Source organism: Arenimonas sp., from assembly GCF_022842045.1.
Classification (GTDB): Bacteria; Pseudomonadota; Gammaproteobacteria; order Xanthomonadales; family Xanthomonadaceae; genus Arenimonas.
Genome location: NZ_JALHQI010000003.1, coordinates 37,356 through 49,224, shown reverse-complemented (window position 1 = coordinate 49,224; position 11,869 = coordinate 37,356). Strand labels below are relative to the sequence as shown.

Sequence of the window (11,869 nt, the reverse complement as noted above, 5' to 3'; positions counted from 1 at the left end):
GTCCCTCCTACAGGGGCGACGGCTAGAACAGGTCGCCTTGCTCCGCAGGTAACGGCGCCTTGGACGCCGTGCCCTTCGTGCAGCCGCGCGCGGGCTGGCGCTTTCGGCTGCCGTGTTTCTCGAAGACCCGCAGGCTCTCCTCGCGGGCCACGTGGGCACGCTTCCAGGCGGTGAGCTTGGCGCGTGCCTCGCGCGCGGCCTGCTCGTGGTCGCGGACGGGCTGCGGATAGGTCTCGCCCAGGCGCAGGCCGGCGGCGCGCTGCTGCGCCGTGCCCATCCGCCAGGGAGTGTGGATCCAGGCGTCCGGCACGGCCTCGAGTTCGGGCAGCCAGCGGCGGATGAAGGCACCCTGCGGGTCCTGGTCCTGCGACTGCTTTACCGGGTTGTACATGCGCGGGATGTTGATGCCGGTGACGCCGGCCTGCATCTGCACCTGCGGATAGTGGATGCCGGGCTCGTAGTCGGTGAACCAGCGCGCCAGCTGGCGCGCCGGCTCGGGCCAGTGCAGCCACAGGTGGTAGCTGCTGATCGAGACCAGCATCGCCCGCGCGCGGAAGTTGATCCAGCCGGTCTGCTGCAGCGAGCGCAGGCAGGCGTCCACGAACGGCCAGCCGGTTTCCGCGCGCTGCCAGGCGCCGAACCAGTCGCGATTGAAGTCCTGTTCGCGCAGGCCGTCGAAGCCGCGGTGCACGTTGCGGAACTCGATGGCGGGCTCGCTCTCGAGCTTCTGGATGAAGTGGCAGTGCCAGTGCAGGCGCTTCTCGAGCGAGGCGAGGTCGCGCGCCGGCACCGGGCTGCCTTCGGCCCTGGCGCCACGCACCGCATGGACCACCTCGCGCAGCGACAGGGCGCCGGTGGCCAGCGCCAGCGAGAAGCGCGAGCAGCGGGTTTCGGCGCTGACCGGACTGCTCATGCCGCGCATGTAGCCGGCGCCGCGACCGGCAAGGAAAGTTTGCAGCGCGCGCTCGCCGCGACGGCGGCCACCGCGCTGGCGGCCGGGACAGGGATCGGGCGCGATGCCCAACGCTTCGCCCGCGGGAATGGGTCCGGGTTCGATGCCGGGGACCGGCGTGAGTGCAGGTTCGGCCAACGGCGCGGGCGCCATCCTTCTCTCCCACTCGGACGCCCAGCCGTTGCGGCTGCGGAGCCGGCGCTGGACGCCGCCGCTCGGGGTTTCCTCCCAGGGGATGCCGTTCGCGCGCGCCCAGGCGCCGACGCGGCGGTCGCGCGCGAAGGTCCAGTCGTTGCCGGTTTCCTCGTGCGACCACAGGCCGGCGAGGCGGTACCGGCGGTGCAGCTGTTCGAGCACACCAACGACGTCGCCGGTGCGCACGACCAAGGGCTGCCCGAGGCGGGCGAGGTCGTCGCGCAGTTCGTGCAGCGCTTCGGCCGTGGCGGCCCACTGCCGCCCACTAGCGTCGGGCTGCGCCCAGTAGCCCGGTTCGGCCACGTAGAGCGGCAACACCGGCCCGCGCGCCGCCGCGGCGCACAGCGGCGCGTGGTCGTGCGTGCGCAGGTCGCGCTTGAACCAGACGAGGTGGATCGGCATGGCGACAGCCTGCCCGCATCGCCGTGAACCCTTTGTAGGAGGGACTTCAGTCCCGAAGCCCTTCGCGAAGAGCTTCGGGACTGAAGTCCCTCCTACAGGTGAAGCAGGTCAGGCGCGGAGGAAGGCCAGGGTGCCGCCGTCGGCGGTGACCTTCACGGTGTCGCCCTGGCCGAACTCGCCGGCCAGGATCTTCTGGGCCAGCGGGTTCTCCAGCTGCTGCTGGATCGCGCGCTTGAGCGGCCGCGCGCCGTAGACCGGGTCGAAGCCGACGTTGCCCAGCAGCGCCAGCGCGGCGTCGTCGATCTCCAGCCTGATCTGGCGGTCGGCCAGGCGCTTGGACAGGTACGCCGTCTGGATGCGGGCGATGGACTGGATCTGCTCGCGGCCCAGCGGGTGGAAGACCACGATCTCGTCGAGCCGGTTGATGAACTCCGGGCGGAAGTGCGCCTGCACCACGCCCATCACCGCCGCCTTCATCTGCACGTAGGCGGCATCGCCCTCGCCGCTGAGCTCCTGGATGTGCTGGCTGCCGAGGTTGGAGGTCATCACGATCACCGTGTTGCGGAAATCGACCGTGCGGCCCTGGCCATCGGTGAGGCGGCCGTCGTCGAGCACCTGCAGCAGGATGTTGAACACGTCCGGATGCGCCTTCTCGACTTCGTCGAGCAGCAGCACGCTGTAGGGGCGGCGACGCACGGCCTCGGTGAGGTAGCCACCCTCCTCGTAGCCGACGTAACCCGGGGGCGCGCCGATCAGGCGGGCCACGGAGTGCTTCTCCATGAACTCGCTCATGTCGATGCGCACCATGGCGTCCTCGGTGTCGAACAGGAAGCCCGCCAGCGCCTTGCATAGTTCGGTCTTGCCCACGCCGGTGGGGCCAAGGAACAGGAAGCTTCCGTTCGGGCGGTTCGGGTCCGACAGGCCCGCGCGCGAACGGCGGATGGCGTCGGACACCGCCTTCACCGCCTCGTGCTGGCCGACCACGCGGTGGTGCAGCGCGTCCTCCATCTTGAGCAGCTTCTCGCGCTCGCCCTCGAGCATCTTGCTGACCGGGATGCCGGTCCAGCGCGACACCACCTCGGCGATCTCCTCCGCGGTGACCTTGTCCTGCAGCAGCTGGAAACCCTTGGTCTCGACCGCCTGCGCCGTTTCGAGCTGCTTCTCGAGCTCGGGGATTCGGCCGTACTGCAGTTCGCTGGCCTTGGCGAAATCCTGCTGGCGGTGCGCGGCATCGAGCGCCAGGCGCGCCTGCTCCAGCTGCTCCTTGACCTTGGTCGCGCCGGTGAGCGTGGCCTTCTCGGCCTTCCAGATTTCCTCGAGGTCGTTGAACTCACGCTCGAGCGTGGCGATCTCGGTTTCCAGGTCGGCCAGACGCTGCTTCGACTCGCTGTCCTTTTCCTTCTTCAGCGCCTCGCGCTGGATCTTGAGCTGGATCAGACGTCGCTCCTTGCGGTCCATTTCCTCGGGCTTGGAGTCGATCTCCATGCGGATGCGCGAGGCGGCCTCGTCCATCAGGTCGATGGCCTTGTCGGGCAGCTGGCGGTCGGCGATGTAGCGATGCGAAAGCGTCGCCGCGGCGACGATCGCCGGGTCGGTGATCTCGACGCCGTGGTGCACGGCGTAGCGCTCCTTCAGGCCGCGCAGGATGGCGATGGTGTCCTCGACCGAGGGCTCGCCCACGAACACCTTCTGGAAGCGGCGCTCGAGCGCGGCGTCCTTCTCGACGTACTTGCGGTACTCGTCCAGCGTGGTCGCGCCGATGCAGTGCAGCTCGCCGCGGGCCAGCGCCGGCTTGAGCATGTTGCCCGCGTCCATCGACCCCTCGGCCTTGCCCGCGCCGACCATGGTGTGCAGCTCGTCGATGAACAGGATCACCTGCCCTTCCTGCTTCGAAAGGTCGCTGAGCACGCCCTTGAGCCGCTCCTCGAACTCGCCGCGGAACTTGGCGCCGGCGATCAGCGCGCCCATGTCCAGCGACAGCACGCGGCGGTTGCGCAGGCCCTCGGGCACCTCGCCATGGATGATGCGCTGGGCCAGGCCCTCGACGATCGCGGTCTTGCCGACGCCGGGTTCGCCGATCAGCACCGGGTTGTTCTTGGTGCGCCGCTGCAGCACCTGGATGGTGCGGCGGATTTCCTCGTCGCGGCCGATCACCGGGTCGAGCTTGCCGGCCTCGGCGCGGGCGGTGAGATCGATGCAGTACTTCTCCAGCGCCTGCCGGTTCTCCTCGGCGTTGGCGTCCTGCACCTTTTCGCCGCCGCGCAGCGCTTCGATGGCCTGCTCCAGCGCGGCCTTCTGGGCGCCGCTGGCCTTGAGCGCCTGGCCCAGCGCGCCCTTGTCCTCCAGCGCCGCCAGCACGAACAGTTCGCTGGCGATGAAACCATCGCCGCGCTGCTGCGCCAGCTTGTCGCAGACGTTCAGCAGCCGCGCCAGGTCATTGCCCACCGACACGTCGCCGGCCTGGCCGCTGACCCTGGGCAGCTTGTCGAGCGCTTCGCCCAGCCGCTGCCGCAGCGCGGCGGCGTTGACGCCGGCCTGGGCGAGCATGGGGCGGGTGCTGCCGCCTTGCTGGTCGAGCAGGGCCACCATCAGGTGCAGCGGTTCGATCAGGTTGTGGTCGCGGCCCACGGCCAGCGACTGCGCGTCGCTCAGCGCCTGCTGGAAACGCGAGGTGAGTTTGTCCATGCGCATCGGGGAGCCCCTCGGGAGTCCGGGGCGGCGGGGTGCCGCCCGTATGCCAAGCAAATGGCGCCCCGGCGCCGGGCTTTCAAGCGAAGTGCGGCCGGACGGTTCAGAGCGCGGACAGCGCGGCCTTGAATTCGGCGTTGCCCGGTTCGCCCTTCAGCGCATTCTGGAAGGACACGCGCGCCGCGGCCTTGTCGCCCGCGTGGGCCTGCACCTGCCCCAGCCGGTACCACGCATTGTGGTGCGGCGGTTGCCCCGGCGCCAGCGGCAGCGCCAGGTAGCGGCGCAGCGCGGCCTCGCCCTCGGGCAGGAACTGGCCGGAAAGCGCCGCGGTGCGGCCCAGCTGGTACTGGGCACCAGCAGCCGCGGGGTCCTCCTTTGTCCAGGCCTGGTAGAGCGCGAAGGCGGCGTCCCACTGCTGGGTGGCCTGCCACGTGGTGCCCGCGGCCATCCGGAAATTGGCGCTGTCCGGGCGCGCGCGGTAGGCGGCACCGTAGGCCTTGGCCGCTGCCGGCAGGTCCTTGGCATGCATGGCCAGGCGGCCGGCGGCGTAGTGGCCGCGGGGCGGATCGCGGCGGGCCAGCTGGGCCGCATGCGCCTTCGCGGCGTCGACGCTGCCACCTGCGAACGAGGGCGCCTGCAGGTAGAACTCGATCAGGTTCAGGCGCGCCTCGTGGATATCCGGGTCCAGTTCCAGCGCGCGTTCGAAGGCCTCGCGCAGCTTCGGCGCCATCGCCGCCTGCCGAAGCATGCCGACCTGGCCGATGCGCTGGCCCAGGGCGTTGCCGAGCCAATAGTGCGCCTGGGCGTGGGCCGGCCCCAGTCCAACGGCGCGTTCGGCGGCGTCGATGGCATCCTCGGGCTCGCGCTGCTGCAGCAGCAGGCGCGCATGCAGCACGTGCACGTCGGCGCTGCGCGGCTGGGCCTTCAGCAAGGCAGTGATGGCGGGCGCGGCGCGGGCATCCTTGGCCACCAGCCACGCCGTGGCCTCGGCGACGGTGGCCGCGAGGGCGGCGGACGGCAGGCACAGGGAAAGGACTAGGGCGAGGGCGGTGGCGCGCATGCGGTGGTCTCGGGCGGGGGTGGCGCGAACATGACACGGGCGCCGCGCCGCGTCAGCCTGCCGGAAGGCAGGAAATCGGCGTCGGTTCAGCCTTCGCGCCAGGCCAGCGTCGCCAGCCGCCCGCTGCGGCCGTCGCGGCGGTGCGAGAAATAGCGCGCCGGATCGCTGATCGTGCACTCGCCGCCGCCGTGCACCTCGTGCACGCCGACGGCGGCCAGCCGCTGGCGCGCCAACGCGTACAAGTCCACGCGCCAGTGGCCGGGACGGGTGGCGGTGAACGCCTCCGCCGCGGCCGGGTCGTGGGCCAGGAGGGCCTCGCGCACTTCCCCGCCGATTTCGTAGGCCCGGGGGCCGGCCGCGGGTCCCAGCCAGGCGATGATGTCGCCCGCCGGCGCCCGCATCGCGCGCACGGTCGCCTCGAGCACGCCGGCGGCCAGGCCGCGCCAGCCGGCATGGGCCGCGCCGATCTCGCTTCCGTCGCGGGCGGCCAGCAGCACCGGCAGGCAGTCGGCCGTCAGGATGGCCAGCACGACGCCGGGCGTGGAGGTGACTGCGGCATCAGCCACCGGCTCGGGCCCACCCGCCGGCGGCGCGTCGACCCGGACCACGGTGGTGCCATGCACCTGCTCCAGCCAATGCGGCGCGGACGGCAGGCCCAGCCAGCCGGCCAGGCGCTCGCGGTTGGCGCGGGCGTACGCGGGATCGTCGCCGCAGCGCAGCCCCAGATTCAGGCGGTCGAACGGCGGCGGCGAGACGCCCTCGCCGCCGCGCAGGCTGGTGCCGCCGCGGACGCCGGGCGGCGCCGGCCAGCCGGCCTCGGTCCAGGCGCCGGCGGCGCTCATCCCGCCTTCTTGGCGGCCGCGGTGTCGTTGCGCAGGTCCAGCACCAGGCCCTGCATGTCCTCGGGCATCGACGACTCCACGGTCACCGTCTCGCCACTGGCCGGGTGCCTGAAGCTGAGCTTCTCGGCATGGAGCGCCTGGCGCTTGAAGCCCTGCAGGCGAGCGACCAGTTCCTCGGTGGCGGCCTTGGGCAGGCGGAACGACCCGCCGTAGAGCGGATCGCCCACGATCGGATGGCGGACATGGGCCATGTGCACGCGGATCTGGTGCGTGCGCCCGGTCTCCAGGCGGCATTCGACCAGGGTGTGGGCGCGGAACTTCTCGCGGACCCGGTAATGGGTGATGGCGTCGCGGCCCGGCGCGCCCTCCTTGGCCACGGCCATGCGCACCCGGTCGGTGGGATGGCGGCCGATGGGCGCGTTGATGGTGGTGCCGGCGACCATGGTGCCCTGCACCACGGCCAGGTACTGGCGGTGGACCTCGCGGCCTGAGAGCTGTTCAACCAACGAGGTATGCGCCCGCAGGTTGCGGGCGACCACCATCAGGCCCGAGGTGTCCTTGTCGAGGCGATGGACGATGCCGGCGCGCGGCAGGCCGGCCAGCCGGGGGTCGAAGTGCAGCAGTGCGTTGACGAGGGTGCCGCGCGGATTGCCGGCGCCGGGGTGGACGACCAGGCCGGCCGGCTTGTTGACCACCAGCACGTCCTCGTCCTCGTGGAGGATCTCGAGCGGGATGTCCTCGGGCAGGGCCTCGCCGGTCTCGACCTCGATCCGGACCGAGAGCGTGACCGGCTCGCCGCCGCGTACGGCCTCCTTGGGCTTGACCAGGCGGCCGTCCAGCAGGGCGTCGCCGGCCTTGATCCATTCGGTGAGGCGGGAGCGGGAGAAATCCGGGAACAGCTCGGCCAGGACCTGGTCGAAGCGCCGTCCCGCCGAGGCCAGGGGGATGCTGGACTCGAGCAGTTCACGCTCGTTGTCGTCGTTTTCTGGCGGATTGGGCTGGGACATGGGGGTCTCGTGGGGCCGGGGCGGGCCCGGGGCCGCATTCATGGAGGCGACAGCGGGCTTTCCGGTATTATCCCTGAACTCGCTGCCTCCAGCGCCCTGACCTGCCGAACCTGATGACCCGACTGCACGGAATGACGCGTTTCCTCATGATCCTGATGCTGGCCACCGGCCTGGCGGGGTGTTCGACCATCGGCGGCTGGTTCGGCGACAAGCGCAACGAGACCGAGATCCTGCCGGTCGAAGAGATGTACGCCACCGGCAAGGAGGCGCTCGAGAACCGCAACTACGCCCGCGCCGGCCGCTACTACCAGCGCCTGGTCGCGCGCTTCCCGTTCGGCGAGTACAGCGAGCAGGCCCAGCTGGAACTGGCGTACGTGCAGTACAAGCTGGCGATGACCGAGGAGGCCACCTCCACGATCAACCGCTTCATCCGCACCTACCCGACCCACCCGCACATCGATTACGCCTATTACCTCAAGGCGCTGATCAACTTCGACCGCAGCTCCAGCGCGCTGCTGCGCCTGACCCGCCAGGACCTGGCCACCCGCGACCTGGGCGCGCCGACCCAGAGCCTGAACGATTTCGCCGACGTGGTGCGCCGCTACCCGAACAGCCGCTACGCGCCGGACGCGCGCCAGCGCATGGTGTTCCTGCGCAACCTGCTGGCCCGCCACGAAGTGGGCGTCGGCCAGTACTACCTGCGCCGCGGCGCCTACGTGGCCGCCGCCAACCGCGGCAAGTACCTGCTGCAGACCTATCCGCAGAGCGAGCACGATGGCGACGCCCTGGCCCTGATGGCCGCGTCCTACGCCGCCCTCGGCCAGGACGACCTGGCCGCCGACGCCCGCAAGGTGCTGGAAGCCAACCACCCCAACCATGCCTACCTGTCGCAGGGCGACAAGTGGCCGCAGGGCACCGGCATCATCAGCCGCATCAACCCCTTCGACTAAGCGGGTACGCTGTGGCACGGGCGCCGTCGTCACCGGGAAAGCGTGGAAGTGGTATGGCGCCGTCGTCACCGGGAAAGCGAGGGTCACTTCCTCCGACATAAAAGGCTTCACGGAGGAGGAAGTGACCTTCGCTTCCGCGGTGGCGCCGGCGCCGGACAAGGCACCCACCCGTACTTCCGACGATGACCTGATCTCTCAGTCGCGCCAGCCCGAGGTGATGGGGTAGCGGCGCTCGCGGCCGAAGGCGCGCTTGGACAGCTTCGGACCCGGCGCCGACTGGCGGCGCTTCCATTCGCTGGCGCGCACCAGCCGCAGCACGCGCTCGACCGTGGCGGGGTCGAAGCCCTCGCCGACGATCTCGCCCAGCGACATCTCCTGGTCGACATGACGGAACAGGATGGCGTCGAGCATCTCGTAGGGCGGCAGCGAGTCCTGGTCGGTCTGGTTCTCGCGCAGCTCGGCCGAAGGCGGCCGCGTGATCACCTGCTCCGGGATCGCCGGCGAACGCGCGTTGCGCCAGCGGCACAGCGCCTGCACCTCGGTCTTGTACAGGTCCTTGATGGGCCCGAAGCCGCCGCACATGTCGCCGTAGATGGTGGCGTAGCCGACGGCGTACTCGCTCTTGTTGCCGGTGGTGAGCAGCAGCCCGCCAAACTTGTTCGACAGCGCCATCATCAGTGCGCCCCGGCAGCGCGACTGCAGGTTCTCTTCGGCGATGCCCGGCTCGAGCCCGTCGAACAGCGGCGACAGCGCCTCGAGGAAGCCCTTGAACGGCGCTTCGATCGCGACCGTTTCCAGCCGCACGCCCAGCAGCCGCGCCTGCTCCTCGGCCAGGTCGTTGCTCAGGCCCGAGGTGTAGCGCGAGGGCAGCCGCACCGCGGCGACGTTGCGGGCGCCGAGCGCATCCACCGCCAGCGCCAGCACCAGCCCGGAATCGATGCCGCCGGACAGCCCGAGCCAGACGCGGTCGAAGCCGTTCTTGCCGCAGTAGTCGCGGATGCCGCGCACGATGGCGCGGTAAGCGAGCGATTCGCGGGTCTCGTCCTCCTCCTCCGGCCACAGCACGCGCGTGAAGCGGCGGCTGTCGGCGTCGAAGTCGGCCACCAGCCAATGGTCCCCGAAGGCGCGGGCGGCCGGGTGCACGCCACCGTCGCCGTCGGCCAGCACGGAGGCGCCGTCGAACACCAGCTCGTCCTGGCCACCGACCAGGTTGAGGTAGGCCAGCCCGGCGCCGGACTCCTGCACGCGCTGGGCCAGCAGCGCGTCGCGCTGCGCGGTCTTGTCGCTCTCGAAGGGCGAGGCGTTCGGCACCAGCACCAGCTCGGCGCCCAGCGCCGCGGTTTCGGCCATCGGCTCGGCGAACCACAGGTCCTCGCACACCACCAGCCCGACCTTCACGCCCCTGACCTCGAAGCAGCAGGCCTCGCCGTCCGGGTCCACCGCAAAGTAGCGGCGCTCGTCGAACACCGCGTAGTTGGGCAGCTCGCGCTTGCGGTAGGTCAGGTCGATGCGGCCGTCGCGCAGCACGCTGGCGGCGTTGTAAACCACCGAACCGGCCGTCTGCGGCCAGCCCACCACGGCCGTGATGCCGCGGCAGCTGGCGGCGATGTCCTGGATCGCCCGCTCGCACGCGGCCAGGAAGGCCGGCCGCATCAACAGGTCCTCGGGCGGATAGCCCGACAGCGCCAGCTCCGGGAACAGCACCAGGTCGGCGCCGTGCTCGTCGCGCGCCTCGGCCAGCATCGCCTTGATCCGCTGCGTGTTCGAGGCCACCGCACCCACGGGGAAGTCGAACTGGGCAAGGGCGATGCGGAGGGATCTCATGGCGACTCTTCGGCAGGCGGGGAAACGCGGCGAGTGTATCGCGCCGGGTCGGCGGAATAGGCATCGGCGAAGGCGGCCGCCGCGCCGGCCGTGATGTGGTCGCGATCCCAGTAAAGGCCCAGGTCCCCGCGTCGGGCTTCGCAACGCCCCGAGCCACAGAAGAAAGGCGCGGGATCGACCAGCGTCACCCGGGCATCGCGTCGAGCCATGGCCTCCAGCGCCGACCAGGTGCCGGCGAAGGCGGCTTCATGCTCTGCCCGGGTCGGCCCGCAATCCGCCTCCCAGCCACGGGTGATGCAATCCGGACCCGGCCAGTCCAGTCGCGGCAGCGGCCCGAGAACGAGCACCTGCGCCGCCGCTGGCGCGATGGCCAGGACCGCCTCGAGGTTCGCCATGCGGACCTGCAGCGCGGGCGCCGCATCGCTGCTTGCATACGGCCAGCGCTGCGCCAGCAGCAGTACGCCGGGCGGTGACTGCGCCAGGCTTTCCAGCGCGAGCATGTTGAGCGTCTCGCAGGGCGTGCCCTTCGCAGGCGCGATGGCGGGCGGACAGGAATTCATGGTGATGCCTTGTGCCGACAGGCCGGCATCGCCTGCGATTCGCCAGGCAAACGGTTGCCACGCCATCGCATGCGAGTCCCCCCAGAGCACGAAACGCGGCGTGACTCCCGGCTGCGAATGGCAACGGCTGGGCTTGAGTGCCGTGATGGCATCGTGGATATCGAAATGGCAGTCACGCCGGTAGGCCGGCACATCCTCGCGCGCAGCCGCCGCGATTCGCGCCGCATCCGGCGGGACACGGTCGATCCGCGCCATCGCGGCGAGCAGCCCGGCACTCAACGCCGTCGCGGCCAGGCCCAGGGCGATCACGCGGAGCGGGTGCCGCAACAAGCCCTTGCGGAGGGGTTGTTCGACGAAACGCCAGGTCAACGCCGCCAATCCCACGGCAAGCATCGCGATACCGAGCCGCCAGGCGGCCGTGGCCGTTTCCATGCGCGACTGGCTGTCGATCACCAGCAACGGCCAGTGCCAGAGATAGAGCGAGTACGACAACAGCCCCAGCCCTACGAACGGCCGTGACCGCAGTAGCCAGGCCCAAGGCCCGCCGGCCACGCCGCGGTGCAGTGCCCACAGGACGAGCACGCTTCCCACGACGGCGGGCAAGGCCGACTTGCCGGGAAACGGACCCCATTGCGGCGTGGCAATGGACGCCAGCAGCACCAGGACCAGGCCAACCGGCAAGGCCAGACGAGCAGCGACGCCTGGCGCCGCACCGGCCACGGACAAGGCGACGCAGCCTCCCGCCGCCAACTCCCAGAACCGCGCCGGCATCTGGAAGAATGCAAGCTCCGGCCGGATGTTGGCCCAGTACTCGGCCAGCAGGAGTGAGCCCAGCGCCAGCAACAGGAGTCGACGGCGCGCCGCCGGCACGCCGCCACGCATCAGCAGGGCGAGCAACAGCGGATACACCAGGTAGAACTGTTCCTCCACCGCCAGTGACCAAAGATGCAGGAGCGGCTGGCTGTCGGCGGCGGGATCGAAGTAGCCGCCGGTCACGACCTGGAAGTGGATGTTCGCGAAGAAAAGCAGCGAGGCGATGCCCGAGTCAGCGGTCTGCTGCAGCAGCACCGGACTGCGGCCAAGCACCCAGAGCGCAATCGCCATCGCCGCCACCACGACCAGGAGCAGCGCAGGCAGCAGTCGGCGCACGCGCCGGGCGTAGAACGCCGCGAAATCGATCCGGCGATCGCGATCCCACTCAACGGCCAGCAACCGCGTGATCAGGTAGCCGGAAATGACGAAGAAGACGTCGACGCCAACGAAGCCGCCGGGCAGCCAGAGAGGCTCGACGTGGTAAAGGACCACTGCGGCGACCGCGATGGCCCGCAGGCCATCGATCTCGGGGCGGTAGGCCAGCGTGGTCATGCCCGCCGGGCGCGCAGGGGCCGG

General features: G+C 70.6%; 8 protein-coding genes. 1 reads left to right on the top strand and 7 read right to left on the bottom strand.

The window, feature by feature from the left end; translation table 11 throughout:
- Nucleotides 1-22 precede the first annotated feature (22 nt).
- The 5 genes from Q0C12_RS01570 to rluD all read right to left on the bottom strand — a co-directional run bounded on the left by Q0C12_RS01570 (nucleotide 23) and on the right by rluD (nucleotide 7,146).
- Complete coding sequence (locus tag Q0C12_RS01570) at nucleotides 23-1,549, bottom strand: FAD-binding domain-containing protein (RefSeq protein ID WP_290885242.1); 1,527 nt, start codon at nucleotides 1,547-1,549, stop codon at nucleotides 23-25.
- A gap of 108 nt (nucleotides 1,550-1,657) precedes the next feature.
- Complete coding sequence (clpB, locus tag Q0C12_RS01565; protein WP_290885239.1) at nucleotides 1,658-4,240, bottom strand: ATP-dependent chaperone ClpB; 2,583 nt, start codon at nucleotides 4,238-4,240, stop codon at nucleotides 1,658-1,660.
- Nucleotides 4,241-4,340: 100 nt separating this feature from the next.
- Nucleotides 4,341-5,297, bottom strand: coding sequence for a tetratricopeptide repeat protein (locus Q0C12_RS01560; protein WP_290885236.1), 957 nt, complete (start codon nucleotides 5,295-5,297; stop codon nucleotides 4,341-4,343).
- An 86-nt stretch (nucleotides 5,298-5,383) separates the two neighbouring features.
- A complete protein-coding gene (gene pgeF / locus Q0C12_RS01555; RefSeq protein WP_290885233.1) occupies nucleotides 5,384-6,139 on the bottom strand; it encodes a peptidoglycan editing factor PgeF in 756 nt (251 codons plus the stop codon).
- Nucleotides 6,136-7,146, bottom strand: a complete 1,011-nt coding sequence (gene rluD / locus Q0C12_RS01550; RefSeq protein WP_290885229.1) for a 23S rRNA pseudouridine(1911/1915/1917) synthase RluD — start codon at nucleotides 7,144-7,146, stop codon at nucleotides 6,136-6,138. Before rluD ends, pgeF begins: the two co-directional genes overlap by 4 nt.
- A gap of 131 nt (nucleotides 7,147-7,277) precedes the next feature.
- Here rluD and Q0C12_RS01545 point away from each other — a divergent pair, with 131 nt between their 5' ends.
- The gene (locus Q0C12_RS01545) at nucleotides 7,278-8,096 is read left to right on the top strand and encodes an outer membrane protein assembly factor BamD (RefSeq protein WP_290885226.1); all 819 of its coding nucleotides are present in this window, start codon (nucleotides 7,278-7,280) and stop codon (nucleotides 8,094-8,096) included.
- Between the two features lie 195 nt (nucleotides 8,097-8,291).
- Here the strand turns inward: Q0C12_RS01545 and Q0C12_RS01540 are convergent, their stop codons facing one another.
- Together Q0C12_RS01540 and Q0C12_RS01535 are read right to left on the bottom strand one after the other, a co-directional pair.
- The gene (locus Q0C12_RS01540) at nucleotides 8,292-9,920 is read right to left on the bottom strand and encodes an NAD+ synthase (RefSeq protein WP_290885223.1); all 1,629 of its coding nucleotides are present in this window, start codon (nucleotides 9,918-9,920) and stop codon (nucleotides 8,292-8,294) included.
- Nucleotides 9,917-11,845 carry an acyltransferase family protein gene (locus Q0C12_RS01535; RefSeq protein WP_290885220.1) on the bottom strand — a complete coding sequence of 643 codons (1,929 nt, stop codon included), beginning with the start codon at nucleotides 11,843-11,845 and terminating at the stop codon, nucleotides 9,917-9,919. The genes Q0C12_RS01540 and Q0C12_RS01535 overlap by 4 nt, the downstream gene beginning before the upstream one ends.
- Nucleotides 11,846-11,869 lie beyond the last annotated feature (24 nt).